The following is a 21,504-nucleotide window of genomic DNA, read 5'->3' on the forward strand; positions in this document are numbered from 1 at the left end:
GGCTTAAACACACAATCAGGGAAACGTCATGCCAAACCATCTGCCGTCCGCGCCCGAAACAGTTTTGCCAAGCGATCATGATCAGGCAATCCTGATCGGGCGGGTCTGGAACCCTGATGTTGCTGGCCCTGTTCCGGTTTTATGCGATGGCGGCACCCTGTATGACATCAGCTCAATCGCGCCAACCATCAGCCAGATCCTTGAGATCGACGGGCTGTTGGCGAAGCTTGGCAACCCGGATGTCTTTCCCGTCCTCGGTAATCTTGAAACGATACTAGCCAATTCGTCGCCGGTCATGACGCCCGAGAAGATGCACCTTCTGGCCCCCAATGACTTACACGTCATCAAGGCAAGCGGGGTGACGTTTGTCGCAAGCTTGCTCGAACGCGTGATCGAGGAACAGGCGCGCGGAGATGCCACCAATGCCGATAATATCCGCTCTGAAATTATGGCGGTTCTGGGGGGCAGTCTTTCCGATATTGAGCCCGGCTCCCCCAAGGCAGCAGAGATCAAGGATCTCTTGATCGCGAAAGGCGCATGGTCGCAATATCTTGAGGTCGGCATTGGCCCGGATGCCGAGATTTTCACCAAGGCGCCGGTTCTATCGGCCATGGGTCATGGCAGTTCTGTTGGTATTCACCCCTTATCGACCTGGAACAACCCGGAACCGGAAGTCGTTCTGGCCGTGACATCGAGGGGCTGGATTGTCGGGGCGACATTGGGCAATGATGTCAATCTGCGCGACGTTGAAGGCCGCTCTGCGCTGTTGCTGGGCAAGGCAAAGGATAATAACGGGTCGTGCGCCATCGGGCCGTTCATCCGATTGTTTGATGATCACTTCACCCTTGATGACATCAAGGGGGCCGATATTGCCATGTCGGTGGATGGCAAGGATGGCTATCACCTGGAAGCCGTCAGTTCGATGTCGCAAATCAGCCGCCCACCCGAAAGCCTTGTCGCCCAGACCATTGGCGCACATCACCAATATCCAGATGGCTTCATGCTGTTTCTGGGCACCATGTTTGCGCCGACCGATGATCGGGATGGCACCGGTCAGGGCTTTACCCACAAGCCGGGCGATATCGTGACCATCGCCACCCCGAAACTTGGCAGCCTGATCAATGAGGTCGGCGCATCAGATACAATCCCGAGATGGGAATTTGGCATCGGCGCGCTGATGCACAATCTGGCGCAAAGAGGCCTGCTGTAACGCAAAAAGCCGCCCCCGATGGAGCGGCTTTTCTTAATGATCTATCCTGATCGGGATCAAGCGATATCGGCTGGCAGCACATCGGTCGGGATGTTCTGATAGCAAACCGGACGCAGGAAGCGACGGATTGCCATCGTGCCAACGGAAGTCGCCCCGAAATTGGTCGAAGCCGGATAGGGCCCGCCATGAACCATGGTGTCGGAAACTTCGACACCGGTCGGGAAGCCGTTGGCCAGAACGCGACCTGCCTTGTGCTCCAGGATCGGCAGCAACGAACGGGCATCTGCCGCATCTGATGCATCAAGATGAAGCGTGCAGGTCAGCTGCCCTTCAAGCGATTTGGCAATCTTGCGCATTTCAGCCACGTCCTTGACGAGAACCACAAGCCCCAGCGGGCCGAAGACCTCTTCACCGAGTTCGTGGTTGGCCAGCCAGTTCTCGCCGGTGGTCTCAAACAGATATGGCGTCGCATTGCGCAGATCACAGGACGTGGTCAGAACTTCCTGCACGCCCGATGTCGCAGCAACACGTTTTGCGCCAGTGCGATAGGTCTCGGCCATGCCGTCAGTCAGCATGGTCTGCGGACCAACATCAGCAAGGCCGTCCTTCGCCGCGGCAACGAATGCATCCGCATCCGGTCCTTCGATGACAACCGCGATACCCGGATTGGTGCAGAACTGGCCAGCGCCCATGGTCAGTGACCCTGCCCAGCCCTTGCCGATTTCAGCACCGCGCGCCTTAACAGCACTGGGCAGCAGGAACATCGGGTTGACCGAGCCGAGCTCGCCAAAGAACGGGATCGGTTCCGGACGGGCCGCACACAGATCATAAAGCGCGCGACCACCGCCGAGCGATCCGGTAAAGCCAACTGCCTTGATCAGCGGATGCTGCACAAGGCTTTGGCCCACATCACGTTTGCCGCCCTGAATAAGGCTGAAGACACCCGGATGAACACCGCATTTCTTAATCGCCGCATCAATCGCCTGCGCAACGATTTCACCGGTACCCGGATGGGCGGAATGGCCCTTGACCACGACCGGGCAACCGGCTGCCAGCGCCGATGCGGTGTCACCGCCCGCGACTGAAAAGGCCAGCGGGAAATTCGACGCGCCAAATACTGCAACCGGGCCAATCGGGCGCTGCATTAAACGCAGATCCGGACGCGGCAGTGGCGCACGATCCGGAAGGGCTTCGTCACGACGACGGTCAAGGTAAGCACCATCTAGGATATGGCTGGCGAACAGACGAAGCTGGCCGACCGTACGGCCACGTTCGCCCTGCAGACGTGCTTCGGGCAGGCCAGTTTCCTGTGTGCCGATTTCGGTGATTTCATCACCGCGCGCGTCGATTTCATCAGCAATGGTATTGATGAATTTAGCGCGTTCTTCGCGGGTCGAATAGCCAAAGGTCCAAAACGCGTCCTCGGCGGCCTTGGCCGCCTGATCAACAAGTGCGGGTGTTCCGACCGGAAAGGTATTGGCCGGGCCATGGGCCGGTTCGGACTGGACGGTCGTCTCGCCTGCGACCCAGTCACCGGCAATCAGATGTTTTCCTGTCAGGGTATAAGACATTGCAATCAATCCTCTGGAATTCGTGAATATCGAAAACGGCAAAAGTCAGGTCACATTGACCAAGCATTTTCCTGATCTTACTGGCTTTTTAGCCATTCCTCATACTTTTTCTGGTTCTCGCCCGTGGTGCAGGGGTAAAGTCCGATGATTGAGGCCCCATTTTCGACCTGTTCAAGAACAAAGGCCTCGTAACTTTCCATGCCGGCACAGGCATCGGCAATTTCAACGGCCAGATGGGCCGGGATCACCATCACCCCGTCAGTATCACCAACCAACACATCACCGGGGAATACCGCCACATCGCCGCACGCAATCGGGATGTTGATATCAAGCGCTTCATGCTTGGTCAGGTTGGTGGGCGCCGATGGACCGGCACAATAGGCTGGCATATCAAGCTCGCCAATGCCTTCGGCATCGCGGAAACCGGCATCTGATACAATGCCCGCCGCCCCACGCACCGCCAGACGGGTGACAAGGATCGATCCGGCAGATGCCGCAGACGCATCCTTGCGACCATCCATCACCAGCACATGACCGGGCGGGCAGGTTTCAACCGCGACCCGTTGCGGATGGTCGGCATTGCGGAAAACCTCAAGCGCGTTGCGGTCTTCGCGTGCCGGGATGTAGCGCAGGGTAAAGGCCTGCCCGACCATGTTCTTCTTTTTGGGCGCAACCGGTTTGACGCCCTGAATGAACTGGTTGCGTAAGCCGCGTTTGAACAGCTGGGTCGCAATGGATGCCGTGGAGGCGCGCATCAGCTTTGCGCGGGTATCCTCGGAAAGTACATATTCGGTCATCTCGGGGTCCTTAGAAAATATCAGGTTCGCCGGCAGTCTTGCCGAAAGCAGTTTCAAGGAAATCAAAGTCACAGCCCTGATCGGCCTGTGTCACATGGCGCGAGAACATGTAACCATACCCACGCTCGAACCTTGGTTCCGGCGGGGTCAGCTCCTTGCGCCGTTCTTCAAGCTCCTCCTCGGGGACGAGCATATCGAGCGAGCGGTTTGGCAGATCCAGACGCACGGTATCGCCGTTTTTCAAAAGGGCTAACGGCCCACCGACGAAGCTTTCCGGGCTGACATGCAAGACACAGGCGCCATAAGACGTGCCCGACATACGCGCATCGGAAATCCGCAACATGTCACGATGGCCCTGTTTGATCAGCGCTTTCGGGATGGGCAGCATGCCCCATTCCGGGAAGCCTGGCCCGCCTTGTGGCCCGGCATTGCGCAGAACCATCACATGGTCTGGCGTGATATCAAGGTTCTCGTCATCGACAGCCTTTTTCATATCCGGATAGCTGTCAAACACAATGGCCGGGCCTTCATGCACATGGAACTTCGGATCACAGGCCGCCGGCTTGATCACCGCCCCGGTCGGGCAAAGATTGCCTTTGAGTACCGCAAGCGAGCCTTCCTTATAAACCGGATTGGTGATCGGGCGGATGACATCATCATTATAAACCACCGCCCCTTCGAGGTTCTCGCCCAAGGTTTTGCCGGTGACGGTGATGCAAGTGGTATCAAGGCGGTCTTCCATCTGTTTCATCAGCGCGCGCAAGCCCCCCGCATAGAAGAAGTCCTCCATCAGGTAATCCTTGCCCGATGGCCGGACATTGGCGATCAGTGGCGTGTTGCGCCCAAGCTCATCAAGGTCTTCGAGCTTAAGGCCGACGCCAGCCCGTTTGGCCATCGCGATCAGATGCACCACGGCATTGGTTGAACAGCCGGTCGCCATGGCAACGATCGCGGCATTTCGGCAGGATGCATCGGTGATGATCTTGTCGGGGGTCAGATCCTCCCAGACCATATCAACGATCCGGCGACCACAATCCGCCGACATGCGCTGGTGACCACTATCGACCGCCGGGATTGACGATGCACCCGGAAGTGTCAGCCCCATGGAATCGGCAATTGCCGTCATGGTCGATGCCGTACCCATGGTCATGCAGGTCCCGGCAGAACGCGCAATACCGCCCTGAATGCCAAGCCATTCATCATCGCTGATGTTGCCTGCACGCCGTTCATCCCAGTATTTCCAGGCATCGGACCCGGAACCCAGCGTCTTGCCGGCGTAGTTACCGCGCAGCATCGGACCGGCTGGCAGATATATCATCGGCACACCGGCTGAAATTGCGCCCATGACCAGACCCGGTGTCGATTTGTCACAGCCGCCCATCAGAACCACCCCATCAAGCGGATGGCAGCGAATGTTTTCCTCTGTCTCCATGGCAAGCAGGTTGCGATAAAGCATCGAGGTCGGCTTGGTGAAGCTTTCATCAACCGACAGCGACGGCAGTTCGACGGCAAAGCCGCCCGCCTGCGCGACGCCGCGTTTGACATCAACCACCCGTTCGCGGAAATGGGCGTGGCAGGTATTGAGCTCCGACCAGGTATTGAGAACACCGATGATTGGCTTTCCACGGAAATCATCCTCGGAATAACCAAGCTGCATCATGCGGGACCGATGGCCGAATGACCGCAAATCATCGGGGGAAAACCAGCGTGCCGATCTCAGGTCCTGAGGCTGTTTCTTACTCATTGTCTTATCCTCGGAATGTAAAACGCTACCATGTTTGCGGCGGGCGGTGATCAGAAAGGTGACCTTTTATCTTGGACGTCAACACGCTCACCTGAGGGTTTTCGCCGCCGTCATCAGACATGGAAAGATATTCACTTGTGACTGCTTGATATAGTAATATATTAGTGTATATCCGACAAGACGCCTGTATACAAATTGCGGGGACAGACAAGAATTCCGGGAACATCATGGTCGAAAACCTGATCAAAGACGCATCGACTGCCAAAAAACGTTTGCCGAAACTCAAAAGGGGTTCGGCCAGTACGCAGCTCCATGATTCCTTGCGCCAGCGCATCATTGATCTTGAACTGGCACCGGGCCAGTACCTGTCGCGGGTTGAAATCGCCGAGGAATATGGTGTGAGCCAGACACCGGTGCGTGATGCCTTGCTCAAACTTGAAGAAGAAGGCCTCGTTGATACCTTTCCGCAATCCAAGACAGAGGTCTCGCGCATCGATGTCGAACATGCGCTTGAAACCCAGTTCCTGCGCCTGTCGGTCGAGCTTGAAATCACCCGCCGTCTCGCCAATGCCAAAGACCCTGCCCTGACTGTCAAAGCGCACTCCATTCTTGCCCAGCAAAATGCCGTTAGTGCGGCGAACGATCTTGATACCTTTGGCAAGCTCGATCGCGATTTCCATTACGCGCTCTATGAGGCTGCCGGTGTCGCCCAACTCTATGGCGTCATCGAAGCCCGGTCCGGCCATATTGACCGCCTGCGCAAACTCAACCTGCCCGACCCGGGAAAATCGACCTCCATCCTTGATTGTCATGCCCGCATTCTCGCAGCGATTGATGCGGGCGATGCCGACACGGCCTGCGCGGTTGTCCGCGAACATCTGATGGGCACCCTTGCCACTGTCGATGCCATCCGCAAACGCCATCCGTCCTTCTTCTAGAACGGTCCGGCCAATCCCCTGCGCGGGCTAGTCGATCAGCCCGTTTCCTTTCATGAAGGCCGCCAGTTTTTCGGATTGCGCGTCGGTCAACGGCCAGGCAGATGGCGGACGGGTCGGCCCGCAGTCATCGCCAAGCAGTTTCAACGCAGACTTCACACCGGTAACGTTTGTGCCGTTCATTTCCTCGGCCCGGACATCCTCAAATGCCTTCATTTCGGAAATCAGTTTGCGCGCCGTGGCATAGTCGCTGGCCTCAAGGGCGGCATGAATGGCCATGGAGCGTTCCGGCCAGACATTGATCAGACCCGACGTGAATCCGCGCGCGCCCACCGCATAAAAAGCCGGCGCCCATGTTTCGGCCAACCCGCCGACCCAGACGATATCGGGATCACAGGCATGGATGGCCTCGGCCAGTTTCATCGGATTGGGTGTTGCCCATTTAACGCCGGCAACGCCTTCGACCGCACAAAGATCGGCGATCGCCTTGGTGCCGATAGTGTCATTGCGCAGATACAACATCATCGGCAGACCGCCGGATGCATCGGCAATCCGCTTGATGTAATCGACTACACCACGAGGGGCGACAAACGGGTCTGGCGGCTGATGGATCATAAGCGCCTCTGCCCCGGCGTCGGCCGATGCCTGTGCAAGTGCGCAGGCATCGCGAACACCCCGACCGATCCCGGCCAGCATCGGCGCACGACCATCGAGCATCTCGGCAACCGACTTCGCCATCGTGATCGCTTCATTCGTGGTGAGAGCATAGAACTCCCCGGTGTTACCGTTCACGACAGGGAAATGAACACCGGCTGCCAGCGCACGGTCAATCACCGGCACAAGCTTTTTGGGCGCAACGTCGCCATTCTCGTCATAAGGCGTGACAAGAATGCCGGATATCCCCGACAAGACGTCGCGCAATTCGGTTTTTGAAAGTGCCATGGACCAATATCCCTGAATACTGCGGATCATCAGGCAACAATTCACCCCCGACCCTGGTTTTTGTCAGAATCTTTAATTTAGGCTCAGGCATAACCGACGCCCGAGCATACCCATGCAAAACATAATCTACGCCACTCACCTACCCCGAAAGATATCCGCACGAAGGTAAAGTCACCTTTCGACGCCCAGCGAGACTTTTCCATCAGTTTTTAACCTTGCCAAACCTGGACCGACCACCAACCGGCATCCGCACCAATCCTTCACGCAACACACGGCACAAACACTGATCACCTGACATGACAGTTTATGTATGCGCATACACAGACAGGTTGTCAAGTATCATTACAAGCACATTTTACATTCCATCCATCATACAAGATTCCTATATAATAAGAGGTTGACAGACTTCTTAACAAAATGTATCAAAAATGTATGCGCATTCATATCGCTTGTAATTTTACAAGTTAGGCAATAACAAGAACAAGCAACACCAGTACCTTAAGGGGCTTCGCCCCCAGGGCTTAGCGGGCGCCGCTCTATATTCAGGCTTACGTCATTTGGGAGGAAACTAATGACTGGACTCTTTAAATCCATCGCTGCCGCTGTTGGCTTCACCGCCATGGTCGCATCACCGATACTTGCTTCTGCAGCTGATCTGCCAAATAACATCCGCCTCGTCATCGGCTCGAAATCGACCGGCGGGGACACCTATCAAAACAGCGCAATAATTGCTGATGCACTTGCCAAAAAACTCGACATCAATGTAAAGGTTGATGCCGTTGGCTCAAGCGAGGCCTTCAAGGCACTGAAACGCGACTCACGCGGCAACACCATCATGATTTTCCATGATCAATCCTATCTCGGGAACTTGTATGGTGTTCGCGGCTATGAAGACATCTTTGAAAACTACGTTGTCGGCCCGACCGTCGCGATCAACCCGGGCAACGCCTATCTCGTTCCAAAAAATTCCCCAATACAATCGATGGAAGATGTCTTTGCGGCTGCAGCCGCTGGTGTTCGGGTTCGCGTAGCCATTCAGGCCGGTGGTGTTTCTGAAATCGGTTTCTCGGCAATGAAAAACGCGGCCCGGATAATGAACCCGGGTTCAGAAGCCAATATCGTTCCGGTCAACACCGGCTCACAGGCGGACAAAAACCAGATGATGTTTGATGGCCAGGCCGATGTGATCAACGGTTCTGTCCAAGCAAATGAACAGTTTACTCAGCTTGCCTCCAGCGACCAGAAAGCAATGCGCTTCGTCTGGCTCACCGCACGCGAAGAAACGATTGAACAAGCCAACCCAGAAGGCATGGGCAACACCACTAGCGAAGAACTTCTAGCGTTCACCACGCCGAATGTAAGCGTGACCTTCGACGGCTCGACTGACTTCACATTCGACAAGGAATTCTTCTTCCTGTTCAACAAGGATATGGATGCAGACCAGATTGCTGCGATTGACACGGCGCTCAAGGAAATCTTCGAGGCTGGAGAAATCCAGAAGACCCAGAAGGCTTCGTTCTTTATCCCGAACTACAAGCCGCAGGCTGAAGCTTCAGCTTACCTCAAGGCAAAACGCGACCAATACCATCAGGTTATTGACTCTATTGCAGCCAACTAATCTTGCGATGGCCCGGCATTGAATATTGCCGGGCCTTTGTTGCCTGATATGGCGGCGATATGCGCCCCAACACCCAATTCAGCCAAGAAGACCCTGAGTTGATTTCCTTTGCGTCCGGAAATCAGCACCATCGGGCAAAATGCGCTTTTTCCGGAGGCATCCAATGTCGTTTGACTCCCCCTTTCATGTGACTGTTGATTTCAGCTCGTCACATCTTATTTTCCCAACGATTATCGCCGTAATCTTGGGCGTTCTGTTTATTTCCATTCTAATTACGCGCGGAAGCACCATTCTGGCGACTGTCACCAATGGCACATGGTGGCCAGCAGGAATCGACCACGTTCGTTTCTTTGGTACATTGGCACTAACCCTGATCTATTTTCTTGCAATGCCAAGTGTCGGGGATTTTTTCCCCAATACCGGACTTGGGTTCTACCTGTGCTCGATCCCGTATCTGTTCATGCTAAGCACTCTTTTCCTGCGTGAACGCAACCGCCGGACACTTATGATCGCAGGCGGCAATGCACTGATCGCGCCAAGTGTCGTCTGGTACATCCTTTCCGAACTTTTCAACATCTCGCTGCCTTGACCCCTGCATCGGGGCATATTGGCACGAATTGAGCCAAGAGATTTGCTATGGAATTGCTATCCATTCTAAGCCCGTTATTTTTCGGACTGGTTGCTGCGGGAACCGTGGTCGGTATCATTTTCGGCGCTATACCGGGTATGACCGCAACCATGGCGGTCGCCGTATGCCTGCCACTGACCTATTCGCTTGGACTTGAAAATGGCTTGGCACTTTTGCTAGGTCTTTATGTTGGCGGAATTTCAGGAGGTCTTGTTCCGGCCATCCTGTTAAACATTCCCGGCACACCATCATCGATCACCACCACGCTGGACGGGTATCCAATGACCCAGAATGGCGAAGGTGAGCGTGCTCTCAAGATCGGCATCACGTCCTCACTGGTCGGCGGCCTGATCAGCCTTGCGGCACTTTACCTTTTTGCCCCGGCACTGGCCGATTTTGCTATCAAGTTTTCCTATATCGAGAAGTTCCTGATCATCTTCTTTGCCCTAACCGTTATGGCTGCACTTTCCAGCAGCCTTCTGATTGGCATTTTCAGTGGTTTCCTCGGCATATTCATCAGCCTGATTGGCGCTTATGACATTTCACGTGGCGGCAATGGTGAATTGCGCCTAGTTCCAGAATTCCTTGAATACTATCTCGAAAGCGGTTTTTCGCTCCTACCGGTTCTGATTGGCCTGTTTGGTCTGGCGACCATCCTGATTGATGCCGAGCAGGGCATGAAGGATGCAAAGGAACTGTCCAAAATCAAGATCGGTGGCGCCCCCTTCAAACTTTCTGTGTTCAAAGGTCAGATCATCAACCTGATCCGATCATCGTCCATTGGGACTTTTGTCGGCATTCTGCCCGGCGTTGGCGGCAGTGCAGCTTCCATTCTCGCTTACAGTCAGGAAAAGAACTTCTCCAGAAATCCTGAGAAGTTTGGCAAGGGAGCACCGGAAGGGGTGATCGCATCGGAAAGTGCCAATAACGGCCTGACGGGTGGCGCGCTTGTCCCATTACTGTCACTGGGCATCCCCGGTGATTCAACCACTGCCATTCTGATTGGTGCTTTTACCCTTCAGGGCATTCAGGTTGGTCCGCTTTTCATCGGCAACAATCCGATTACCTGGGATGCGATGGTCATTGCGATGCTGGTGGCCAATATTGTGATGTTTCTGGTCATGGTCTTTGCCATTCGTCATCTGGCCAAGGTCGTTACAGTTCCGAAAAACATCCTATTCCCCATCATCCTGATGATGTGCGTTGTCGGGGCATACACCATCAATTACGGTGTGATGTTTGACGTCTGGACACTGCTGATCTTTGGTTTGTTCGGCTACCTTGCCCATAAAACCCGTCTGGAAATCGCACCATTTATCATTGGCTTTATCCTTGGCCCGTCTGCAGAAATCTACTTTGTCAAAAGCTTGGAATCCTTTGGTACATTTTCGATCTTCTTCACCAAGAGCTGGATCGCAGTGCTCCTATGGGTCCTCATTGCAGTTTCAATCGCATTCTCGATTTCGGTTGCACGCAAGAAAAAACGAATAGTCGATTGATCGGAGCAACGAACAGAGAAACAAAGCATTATCAGGCAAGAAGCCACGATTGCTTTTCTCTGTTGTCAAGCGGTCAGCATCCTGCCCACGCTTCTTGCCCACTTTTCGTTGCTAATGTAATGTCTAAACGGGATAAAATTGGCTATTGGACGCATAACCTGGCCTTAGGTCACGCTGGCAAGCGTCGTTAACGCAAGAGACAAACAAACTTGTCATCCGTATCCGCACCAAAACACAGTGATCCGATCACCTCCGCCGAGATCAAAAGTGGCGCTGTCACGATGGAAACCGTCGGGCGCATTGCCGGTGTATCACAGGTCACCGTTTCACGTGCCTTGAACGACCCTGAGAAGGTTTCTGCGAAGACCCTGCGACGCATTCAGGATGCAATCGAACTGACCGGCTATGTGCCCAACATGGTCGCGGGCGCATTGGCCTCAAGACGCAGTAAACTGATTGCCGCCCTTGTGCCATCAATCACGAACGTGATTTACGCCGATATGATGCAAAACTTTATCAATGTCATTCGCGAGTCAGACTATCACGTCCTGATGGCAGAAACCGGCTTTTCACAAGATGAAGAACAAGCTGTCGTTTCCACCATGCTCAGCCGTCGACCTGATGGTATTCTTTTGACAGGAATCCACCATTCCGCCAGCAGCAAACGCATGCTTCGGAGGGCAGGCATTCCAGTGATTGAAGTCTGGGATGTTACAGAAAGCCCGATAGATATATGTATCGGGTTCTCTCACATCAAAACCGGCGAAGAAATGGCCCACTACGCTGTCAGAAAAGGTTATGATAAGGCCCTGATTGTGTCGGCGGGAGATGAGCGTGCATTCCGCCGTAAAAATGAATTTTCCCGGCAATTCACCCAGTCAACCGGCAACGCCCCGATAGAGGTTATTTATGAGGCGTCTGCAACAATTGAACGCGGGCGTAACGCCCTGACCTCTGGACTGGAAAAAGGGTTCAGGAATGGCATTGTCATGTGCAGTTCCGATCTTCTGGCTCATGGCATCCTGATTGAAGCATCAGCCCGAGGCCTTCGCGTTCCAGACGATATTGCCGTGCTTGGTTTCGGCAATCAGGATTTTTCACCCTTTACATTGCCTGCTTTGACAACCGTTCAAGTAGACCGCCCGCATCTGGGTCAAAAAGCTGCAGAGGCACTGGTCGCACGCATTGAAAACAAGCCGCTTCCGACCAAAACGATTGATATCGGGTTTGAAATTATAGAGCGCGCGTCCACCTGACCAATCGAGCATCAGACCAACTGCACTCAAACTAGTTATCAGGCAAAACGACGAAACAGGCCTCGCCGTTCCCGGCAGATCATGGTCAATCCGGCCTTGCGCGCGAGGTTCACCGCCGTCAAAGTGGGCCCCGAAAGGGTCACTAGCCCGCCGATACCAAACTGCACGGTTTTGGTGACAATTTCATAGGAACAGCGACTGGTCATCAGAACAAAACCACCTGCCGGATCGATCCCCTGCCGCGCGATGGCGCCAAGCACCTTGTCCAGCGCGTTATGGCGTCCGATATCCTCACGGACCAGAACGATGTTACCGCTACCATCAACAAAGGCGCTGGCATGCAGCAACCCACCGCCTTCGCGGTTGCGGGTCTGATGATCCGGAAGCGTATCAATCGCACGCAGGACAACATCCTGCGCCATGTTGGATGGTGTCACCGTACCGATCTTGTCCATGGCAACGGCTTCGAGCGACTGCACCCCGCACAAGCCACAGCCCGACCGACCTTCGAGTGTGCGTTGGCGATCGGCAAGGCGATCAAACACATCATCATGCAGATCGGCCTCGATCACATAGCCCTGCAAGGTCTTGCGCACATCGCGGAGCGTAATCTGGGAAATGTCATCGGCTATGCCTTCGGACAGGGCAAACCCCACCATGAAATCTTCGAGATCATGCGGGGAAACCATCATCACGGCGTGCGATTGACCATTAAACGTCAAAGCAGCCGGAACTTCCGGCTGCAACATGATGGGCGCATCATCATTACCATCATCGCCCGAGACGGCACGCGCAAGATCAACGTCGCGCCCGTCCAGAATGCGATTTTCCGATGGCTTGGCCTTCATGCGGTTTCCTTGACCTTCCGGATCTTCGGGGCTGCTTTCAGCACCAGCGGATGGAAGTCGGTGTTGCCTTCGGCGATCATGTCAAACAGCTGCTTGCGCATGCGCGGTTCCCAGAAATCGCTGATATGGTTGGCGACACCATCAACGCCCTCGCCCTCTGGCTGGGATTTGAAAAAGGTCGCGATCTGATTGGCCATATAGACAAGTTTGTCAGGTGCCATTGCGGTTCACTCTTCGACTGTAAGCTTTGTGTAAAAGCAGGAAGTGCCAGACATCATGCCAAGGGAGTATAGCACAATGTCTGGCTCGTTATCCTATTCGGCAGCATCAACGCGCGGTTTGATCCGGCGCGACTGTTCGGCCTGACGATCATATTCCACCTGCCATTCGGTCGGACCATTGGATGGCGAGACCTGAACGGCGGTAACCTTGTATTCCGGGCAGTTGGTCGCCCAGTCGGTATAGTCGGTGGTAATCACGTTGGCCTGCGTGCCCGGATGGTGGAAGGTGGTGTAAACCACGCCCGGTGCGACACGGTCGGTAATGGTGGCGCGAAGGGATGTTTCGCCCGACCGTGATGCCAGACGGATCCAGTCACCTTCACGAATGCCACGCTGTTCGGCATCGTGCGGGTGGATTTCCAGCAGGTCTTCCTTGTGCCAGGCGGTGTTTTCCGTCCGCCGGGTCTGTGCGCCCACGTTATACTGACTAAGGATACGTCCCGTCGTCAGCAGAAGCGGGAAGCGCGGACCGGTGCGCTCATTGGTTGCCACATATTCGGTGACAACAAACTTGCCCTTGCCGCGGACAAAGCCATCGATATGCATGACCGGGGTCCCTTCCGGGGCCTTGTCATTACACGGCCACTGGACCGAGCCCTTTTCTTCGAGCAGGTCATAGTTGACGTTGGCAAAGCTTGGCGTGGTTGCGGCAATTTCGGCCATGACCTGTGACGGATGGGTGTAGTTCCAATCCAGGCCCATCGCACGCGCCAGGTTCTGGGTGACTTCCCAATCGGCAAAGCCGTTCAAGGGCGTCATCACTTTGCGCACGCGGTTGATACGGCGCTCGGCGTTGGTGAACGTCCCGTCCTTTTCAAGGAAGGTCGAACCGGGCAGGAAGACATGCGCGTAGTTCGCTGTTTCATTAAGGAACAGGTCATGGACAACCACGCATTCCATCGCCGCAAGGCCGGCGGCAACATGTTTGGTATCCGGATCAGACTGAAGAATATCTTCACCCTGAATATAGATGCCCTTGAACGTGCCTTCGACAGCCGCATCAAGCATGTTGGGGATACGAAGACCAGGTTCCTCGTTGATCTTAACACCCCAGATATCTTCAAAGATATCGCGGGTGGCACTGTCCTGAACATGGCGATAGCCCGGCAGTTCGTGCGGGAAGGATCCCATATCACACGATCCTTGCACGTTATTCTGACCACGCAGCGGGTTCACACCAACACCCGGACGGCCGATATTACCGGTCGCCATGGCAAGGTTGGCAATCGCCATCACGGTGGTGGAGCCCTGGGAATGTTCCGTTACGCCAAGACCGTAATAGATCGCGCCATTCCCGCCGGTGGCAAAGGCACGGGCGGCCTTGCGCATGGTTTCGGCGTCAACACCGGTCATATCGGCAATGGCTTCGGGGCTGTGTTTCGGATCGGACACAAAGCTCGCCCAATCCTGGAACTCATCCCAGTCACAACGTTCACGCACGAACGCCTCGTCAAACAGGCCTTCGGTCACGATGACATGCGCAAGCGATGTCAGAACGGCGACGTTCGTGCCCGGACGCAGGGCGACATGGGCGACTGCTTCAATATGCGGGGAACGGACCAGATCAATCCGGCGTGGATCGATCACGATCAGTTTCGCCCCTTCACGCAGACGCTTTTTCAGACGCGATGCAAAGACTGGATGGCCATCGGTCGGGTTGGCCCCGATCAGGATCACAACATCGGTATGTTCGACAGAATCAAAATCCTGCGTCCCGGCCGAGGTGCCAAACGTGGTTTTCAAACCATACCCGGTCGGCGAGTGGCAAACACGCGCACAGGTATCAACGTTGTTATTGCCAAAACCGGCACGGATCAGTTTCTGAACAAGGAAGGTTTCCTCGTTCGTGCAACGTGATGAGGTAATCCCACCCAGGGCACCCTTGCCGTATTTGGCCTGAATGCCCTTGAACTTGTCTGCGGTAAAGCGAAGGGCTTCTTCCCAGCTGACTTCCTGCCAGGGATCATCAACGCTTTCGCGGATCATCGGGTTAAGGATGCGGTCCTTGTGATTGGCATAGCCATAGGCAAAACGCCCCTTCACACAGGAATGGCCACGGTTGGCCTTGCCATCCTTATAGGGCACCATGCGGACCAGTTCCTCGCCGCGCATTTCCGCCTTGAACGAACAGCCCACCCCGCAATAGGCGCAGGTGGTGACAACCGAATGTTCCGGCTGGCCGATTTCAATGACCGACTTTTCCTGAAGCGTTGCCGTCGGGCAGGCCTGTACACAGGCGCCGCACGATACGCATTCGGAATCCAGGAAGTCTTCGTGCATGCCCGGTGAGACGCGGGATTCAAAGCCGCGACCTTCGATGGTCAGGGCAAAGGTGCCCTGCACTTCTTCACAGGCACGCACACAGCGCGAACAGACAATGCATTTCGACGGGTCATAGGTGAAATACGGGTTGGTTTCATCCTTGGCCATGTAGCGCGGGTTTTCTTCCCCGTTCTGGCGAACCTCGACGTGGTTTTCACCCTCATAGCCATAGCGCACATCGCGCAGGCCAACCGCACCGGCCATGTCCTGCAATTCGCAATCGCCGTTGGCGGCACAGGTCAGGCAATCAAGCGGATGGTCAGAGATATAAAGCTCCATCACGCCTTTGCGGATTTTCTTGAGCCGGTCGGTCTGGGTATGGACAACCATGCCGTCAGACGCTGGCGTCGTGCAGGATGCCGGGGTGCCGTTGCGGCCTTCGACCTCAACCAGACACAGGCGGCACGACCCGAACGCATCGACCATATCTGTCGCACACAGTTTCGGGACCTGAATGCCGGCCTCCATCGACGCACGCATGACAGAGGTGCCTTCGGGCACGGTGACATCCTTGCCATCGATGGTCAGGGTAACGGTCTTTTCGGAATTCTTCGCCGGGGTTCCGTAGTCAACTTCTTTGATCAAGGACATCGTTTCACTCCGCAGCTATATCAAGCGCGCGTGGCTTGAAGTCATCAGGGAAATGGGTCAGGGCGCTTAAGACCGGATACGGCGTAAAGCCCCCGAGCGCGCACAGCGACCCGAACTTCATGGTCTCACACAGATCGCGCAGTAGTTCGATCTGCAAGTCAGGCTCTTCACCACGTTCAAGCTTGTCGACCACTTCGGTCCCGCGTACAGAGCCAATTCGGCACGGCGTGCATTTGCCGCACGATTCAATCGCGCAGAATTCCATGGCAAAGCGGGCCTGCTTCATCATGTCGACCGTGTCGTCAAACACGACAATGCCGGCATGACCGATCAGGCCATCGCGCTTCATGAATTCTTCGTAGTCAAACGGCGTATCAAACAGCTCCTTGGGGAAATAGGCCCCCAAAGGCCCGCCAACCTGAACCGCCTTGATCGGGCGGCCCGATGCGGTGCCACCGCCGATCTGCTCGACAATCTCACCCAGGGTCAGGCCAAAGCCGACTTCATAAAGCCCGCCATGCTTGACGTTACCGGCAATCTGGATCGGGATGGTACCGCGCGACCGGCCCATGCCGTAATCACGGTAATATTCCGGGCCCTTTTCCAGAATGACCGGAACAGAGCACAGCGAAATCACGTTATTGACCACCGTCGGGCGGCCAAGGAAACCTTCAAGGGCGGGCAGCGGCGGCTTGGCACGAACAACACCGCGCTTGCCTTCCATGCTGTTGAGAAGCGACGTTTCTTCGCCGCAGACATAGGCACCCGCCCCCATGCGGACTTCCATGTCAAAGGCCTTACCGGAACCAAGGATGTTATCGCCGAGAACACCGGCAGCACGGGCAACTTCGATCGCCTCGTTCATCACGTCAATCGCGGTCGGGTATTCCGAACGGGTATAGACATAGCCCTTGGTCGCCCCGGTGGCGAGACCGGCAATAATCATGCCTTCGATCAGGACAAACGGCTCGCCTTCCATGATCATGCGATCAGCGAAGGTGCCGCTATCGCCTTCATCGGCGTTACAGACGATGTATTTCTGATCAGCTGGCGCTTCGCGGACGGTATTCCATTTGATGCCCGTCGGGAAACCGGCACCACCGCGACCACGAAGGCCACTTTCGGTGACGGCCTTGACGATTTCTTCGTCCGTCATCTTCAGCGCGTTTTCAAGACCGCTCAGCCCTTCATTGGCGCGGTAATCATCAAGCGATACCGGATCAATGATGCCGCAGCGCTGGAAGGTCAGGCGAGACTGGCTTTTCAGGAACGGGATATCCTGCGTCCGCCCGAGGAACAGTTTGTGTGCCCCGCCAGTCAGGAAATCGGCGTCAAACAACGCATCGATATCGTCGGTACTGACCGGGCCATAGGCAACACGCCCGCGGGGTGTTTCGACCTCAACCATCGGCTCCAGCCAATACATGCCAAACGAGCCGTTGCGCACGACTTTGACATCGGCACCGGTTTTGGTTGCCTTGGCGGAAATCGCGGATGCGACATCATCCGCCCCCAGCGCAACAGAACCGGAATCAAGTGGAACATAGACCTTGATGCTCATGACCCCACCTTTTCCAGAATACGATCCGCACTGACACGGCCAACGACCTTGCCATCAATCATCGCGGCTGGCGCGCAAGCGCACAGGCCAAGGCAGAAGACAGGTTCAAGCGTGATCTTGTGATCGGCGGTGGTCTGCGACCAGTCGACTTTCAAATGACGACGGATCTGATCACCAAGGGCATCGGCCCCCATCGCCTGACAGGCTTCGGCCCGGCAGATCTTGATGACATGCTTGCCCGCCTTTTCTTCGCGGAAGTCATGATAGAAGCTTGCCACCCCGTGGACTTCCGCCCGGCTAAGGTTCAACTTCTTGGCAATGGTCTGAAGCGCGCCATCGGGGATAAAGCCAAACTCTTCCTGCACTTCATGCAGGATCGGCAAAAGCGGTCCCTCAAGGGCTGCCATCTGATCACAAATGGCAGCGACGCGGACATTCTGGTCCTCGGTCGTTTCCGACATGCAAGCCTCTCTCTCAAGCATGTTGTCAAATTCTTGATTATTCTAAGCATTGTCAGGCATTGCGCCTGCGCGTTCAATAAAGCCATCCCGTTACGCGATAGCGAAAACCTATCAAGCGGTTTGCAGCTCTGAAATGCGGGCTGCCTCCTTGATCAAAGCCGACACAACCGGTGTTGCCGGTTCGCGCCGTGCGGCAATCAGGCCAACGGTGTGGGTCGCTTCGGGTTCGGTGATCGGGATCGATTTCACCCTGTCGCGCATGCCGAAACTTTCGACCATTTTTTCGGGCATGATGCTGGCCCAGTTGCCGGTTTGCACATGGGTAAACAGCGCAATCATCGAATCACTTTCAAGCGTCGCACTGACCTTGGCCCCCACCGCATCAAGATGCTGATCAATGATGCGGCGGTTTTGCATATCTGGCGTCAACAGGCACAGCGGCAATTTTGCGGCTTCGCGCCATGTAATGCTGTCGCGCCCGGCCAGATCATCGATGTTTGACGTCACCAGATGATAGCGTTCGCGATACAGCGGAATGGATGTCACCCGCCCGAGCGGCTCGTTATCAAGATAGGTAATGCCAACATCAATCTGCAGGTTATCAAGCAAGGCCTGAATTTCAGTCGAGGTCCGCGACAAGATGGCAAATGTCACATCGGGATGTTTTTCCCGAAACGGGGTTGTCAGTTCATGCACCATCGAAAGTGCCGTCGGGATGACCGCAATCTGCACCTGACCAGTCAGGCCAAACCGCATAGCACGGACTTCATCACGCATGGATCGCGTGCTGCCAACAATGTGACGCGCCCATTCCAGCACCCGTTCACCTTCTGATGTCAGGCCCTGATAACGCGATCCGCGTTTGACCAGCACAACGCCAAGATGGTCTTCAAGCTGACGAAGCGCGCTTGACAGCGTTGGCTGGGTTACGCCGCATTCCTCTGCGGCGTGGCCAAAATGCTGCTCGCGGGCTAGCACCATAAACATTTCGAGTTTATCAATCATCGCATATCCGGCATGGGGTCTGGCATCACGTAAAAAGGATGCGCGGTTCAGAATGAACACCAAAAAGAACATTGTCCTGATTGCAGGATAACCGATTACCCCTACGGGCATAAAGGTTATTCCTGCAACAGAACCCAGACCCGAACCGGATGAACGAAGCCCGGATCTGGTCCCTGATCCTGGCATGATGTCCCACTCATGCCCTGTTCTACCAGTCAGTGGACAGAACCAGTAAAACCGGCGCCAGCCAAGGGTGCGGTGGCTGGCGCCTATTGATCAGGTTAAGCCTTGGACGTTGCTTCGCCGCCGGCCGTTTCCTGCGTTTCCATGTGATGCTTTTCATGGATCGGGCTGACCAGCTTGTTGGCAATCAGCGCAATCGCAAGCAACGCCGCCATGGCATACATGGTGGTGTTATACAGGCTTGAGGTCGGGTCGACCGTTCCTGCCGGTGCGATTTCCATCAGACGCCCGATGGTCACCGTTTTGGCAGCAACCAGCTGATCAAGCTGACCGATGCCGGCACCGAACTTCTCCTGGAAGGCTGCCGGATCAACCTTTGCTGCCAGATCCTTGATCGAATTTGTGACCGAGGCCTGACGCAACTGGGTGATGGCAAGCGGACCCAGAACACCAGCGGTACTCCAGGCGGTCAGAAGACGGCCATGGATACCGCCGACATATTTGGTGCCGAAGATATCGGCGAGATAAGCCGGAATGGTTGCAAAACCACCGCCATACATCGTGAAGATGATCATGGTTGCGGCATAGAACATGACAAGCCATGTCACAGCCGGATTGATGCTGACCTGTTCTGCGGCAAACGGGATCGACATATAGAGAACGATGCCCAGAATGAAGAAGCAGTAATAGGTGTTCTTGCGCCCGATATAGTCAGACATCGAGGCCCAGAAGAAACGACCGCACATGTTAAAGACCGAAATCATGAACACATAGGTCGCCGCAAAGGCGGAGTTGACGATAAACGGCAAGGTCGTACCAAAGATTTCCGTCATCATGGTCTTGGCAACGCCAATCACCCCGATACCGGCGGTCACGTTAAAGCACAGAACAATCCACAGCAGATAGAACTGCGGGGTCTTAAGCGCCTGATCAATGTGTACGTTGGCATGCGTGATCATGCGTTTGGACGCGGCATCCGCAGTCGGCGGCGTCCAGCCAGCCGGAAGCCAGCCTTCGCGCGGCACGCGATAGGAGAAGGATGCAATGATCATGACGATGAAGTATGCGACACCAAGCGTAAAGAAGGTCGCAGCCGCACCGGTATTACCGGTTCCGGCAACATAAACGCCTTCTTCGATCGGGACCGGCGCTGCGGCAACCTGTGCGGCACCGGCAACAACGACCTCGACCATCTGGCCACCAACTTCGGCCATACGTTTGCCGCCCTCGGTCACGAGGTTCACGGCACTTTCCGGACCAAGATAGTCAGGCACCTTGTAGAACGTGGCAAGCAGGGCTTCCTTGATCGGGGTTGCGATCATCGCACCACCGCCAAAGCCCATGATGGCCATACCGGTCGCCATGCCGCGCCGGTCCGGGAACCAGCGGATAAGGGTCGAGACCGGCGAAACATAGCCAAGCCCAAGACCACAGCCACCAAGCGCGCCATAGCCCAGATACACCAGCCACAGCTGGTGGGTCATGATGCCAAGGCCGCCGATGATGAAACCACCACCCCAGCAGAAGGCCGCGACAACGCCGACCATACGCGGGCCGACTTCTTCAAGCCACTTGCCGCCAAAGGCAGCTGCAAGGCCAAGAAAGACGATGGCAACAGAGAAAATCCAGACAACAGATTGCAGACCCCAGTCACCGGAGCTTGCACTGACCACCCCAAATTCCTTGATCAGTGGCGGGTTAAAGATACTCCAGGCATAGACGGAGCCGATGCACAAATGAATGGCGATGGATGCTGGCGGAACTTTCCAGCGGTTGAAATCGTCGCCAGCGACGATGTGTTCTTTCTTGAGCTTGTCAAACATGACGTTGTTTTCCTCCCGGTCTTTTGATTTTTCCTTGCCCTTCCCCGTCGCACAATTGGTCATGGTGCAGGGCAAACACGGTTAAATCCGGAATTCTCAACTTGGCAATCGGCGTGCCATACAGCGCCAAGCACCACTTTCTGTCACTTTTCCAAACTGGAATGGGTTGCTGCAGCGCACGCGCATGGACAAAATGTCCACAAGCTTAATGCGCGCATAACGTGCAGAT

17 protein-coding genes are annotated in these 21,504 nt (G+C 55.4%); 6 read left to right on the forward strand and 11 right to left on the reverse strand.

Translation table 11 applies throughout. The features are described 5' to 3' along the window. Positions 1–28: 28 nt before the first annotated feature. The gene (locus ACXAF0_RS15085; RefSeq protein WP_475346676.1) at positions 29–1,210 is read left to right on the forward strand and encodes a fumarylacetoacetate hydrolase family protein; all 1,182 of its coding nucleotides are present in this window, start codon (positions 29–31) and stop codon (positions 1,208–1,210) included. Between the two features lie 56 nt (positions 1,211–1,266). On the opposite strand, the gene ACXAF0_RS15090 is transcribed toward ACXAF0_RS15085, so the two are convergent. From ACXAF0_RS15090 to araD, 3 genes are all read right to left on the reverse strand, one after another. Then, positions 1,267–2,781, reverse strand: a complete 1,515-nt coding sequence (locus ACXAF0_RS15090; protein ID WP_475346677.1) for an aldehyde dehydrogenase (NADP(+)) — start codon at positions 2,779–2,781, stop codon at positions 1,267–1,269. Positions 2,782–2,858: 77 nt separating this feature from the next. After that, entirely contained in the window at positions 2,859–3,578 is a 720-nt protein-coding gene (locus ACXAF0_RS15095) for a ribonuclease activity regulator RraA (protein WP_475346678.1), read from the reverse strand. A 10-nt stretch (positions 3,579–3,588) separates the two neighbouring features. Beyond that, the gene (araD, locus tag ACXAF0_RS15100) at positions 3,589–5,322 is read right to left on the reverse strand and encodes an L-arabinonate dehydratase (RefSeq protein WP_475346679.1); all 1,734 of its coding nucleotides are present in this window, start codon (positions 5,320–5,322) and stop codon (positions 3,589–3,591) included. A 227-nt stretch (positions 5,323–5,549) separates the two neighbouring features. Here araD and ACXAF0_RS15105 point away from each other — a divergent pair, with 227 nt between their 5' ends. After that, entirely contained in the window at positions 5,550–6,260 is a 711-nt protein-coding gene (locus ACXAF0_RS15105; protein ID WP_475346680.1) for a GntR family transcriptional regulator, read from the forward strand. Positions 6,261–6,287: 27 nt separating this feature from the next. On the opposite strand, the gene ACXAF0_RS15110 is transcribed toward ACXAF0_RS15105, so the two are convergent. Continuing rightward, positions 6,288–7,199: a dihydrodipicolinate synthase family protein gene (locus ACXAF0_RS15110; protein WP_475346681.1), complete on the reverse strand. Its 912-nt coding sequence runs from the start codon at positions 7,197–7,199 to the stop codon at positions 6,288–6,290. A gap of 571 nt (positions 7,200–7,770) precedes the next feature. Here ACXAF0_RS15110 and ACXAF0_RS15115 point away from each other — a divergent pair. The 4 genes from ACXAF0_RS15115 (at position 7,771) to ACXAF0_RS15130 (ending at position 12,200) form a co-directional block, all read left to right on the forward strand. Beyond that, positions 7,771–8,817, forward strand: coding sequence for a hypothetical protein (locus tag ACXAF0_RS15115; RefSeq protein ID WP_475346682.1), 1,047 nt, complete (start codon positions 7,771–7,773; stop codon positions 8,815–8,817). A gap of 163 nt (positions 8,818–8,980) precedes the next feature. Next, on the forward strand, positions 8,981–9,406 hold the full coding sequence (locus ACXAF0_RS15120; RefSeq protein ID WP_475346683.1) for a tripartite tricarboxylate transporter TctB family protein: 426 nt from the start codon (positions 8,981–8,983) through the stop codon (positions 9,404–9,406). A gap of 47 nt (positions 9,407–9,453) precedes the next feature. Then, the gene (locus ACXAF0_RS15125) at positions 9,454–10,944 is read left to right on the forward strand and encodes a tripartite tricarboxylate transporter permease (RefSeq protein WP_475346684.1); all 1,491 of its coding nucleotides are present in this window, start codon (positions 9,454–9,456) and stop codon (positions 10,942–10,944) included. A 281-nt stretch (positions 10,945–11,225) separates the two neighbouring features. Beyond that, positions 11,226–12,200 (forward strand): LacI family DNA-binding transcriptional regulator, encoded by a 975-nt coding sequence (locus tag ACXAF0_RS15130; RefSeq protein ID WP_475346837.1) that lies wholly within the window; start codon positions 11,226–11,228, stop codon positions 12,198–12,200. Positions 12,201–12,238: 38 nt separating this feature from the next. Here ACXAF0_RS15130 and fdhD read toward each other — a convergent pair whose 3' ends face one another. From fdhD to ACXAF0_RS15165, 7 genes are all read right to left on the reverse strand, one after another. Beyond that, positions 12,239–13,048 (reverse strand): formate dehydrogenase accessory sulfurtransferase FdhD, encoded by an 810-nt coding sequence (gene fdhD, locus ACXAF0_RS15135; RefSeq protein WP_475346685.1) that lies wholly within the window; start codon positions 13,046–13,048, stop codon positions 12,239–12,241. Continuing rightward, entirely contained in the window at positions 13,045–13,269 is a 225-nt protein-coding gene (locus tag ACXAF0_RS15140; protein WP_475346686.1) for a formate dehydrogenase subunit delta, read from the reverse strand. Before ACXAF0_RS15140 ends, fdhD begins: the two co-directional genes overlap by 4 nt. A gap of 93 nt (positions 13,270–13,362) precedes the next feature. Continuing rightward, positions 13,363–16,242: a formate dehydrogenase subunit alpha gene (fdhF, locus tag ACXAF0_RS15145; protein ID WP_475346687.1), complete on the reverse strand. Its 2,880-nt coding sequence runs from the start codon at positions 16,240–16,242 to the stop codon at positions 13,363–13,365. Positions 16,243–16,246: 4 nt separating this feature from the next. Then, entirely contained in the window at positions 16,247–17,803 is a 1,557-nt protein-coding gene (locus ACXAF0_RS15150) for a formate dehydrogenase beta subunit (RefSeq protein WP_475346688.1), read from the reverse strand. After that, positions 17,800–18,264 (reverse strand): formate dehydrogenase subunit gamma, encoded by a 465-nt coding sequence (locus ACXAF0_RS15155; protein WP_475346689.1) that lies wholly within the window; start codon positions 18,262–18,264, stop codon positions 17,800–17,802. The genes ACXAF0_RS15150 and ACXAF0_RS15155 overlap by 4 nt, the downstream gene beginning before the upstream one ends. A 111-nt stretch (positions 18,265–18,375) precedes the next feature. Then, entirely contained in the window at positions 18,376–19,269 is an 894-nt protein-coding gene (locus ACXAF0_RS15160) for a LysR family transcriptional regulator (protein ID WP_475346690.1), read from the reverse strand. Between the two features lie 281 nt (positions 19,270–19,550). Next, positions 19,551–21,275, reverse strand: coding sequence for an OFA family MFS transporter (locus tag ACXAF0_RS15165; protein ID WP_475346691.1), 1,725 nt, complete (start codon positions 21,273–21,275; stop codon positions 19,551–19,553). Positions 21,276–21,504: the final 229 nt, after the last annotated feature.

It is taken from the genome of Thalassospira sp. ABD4_177 (assembly GCF_056160125.1).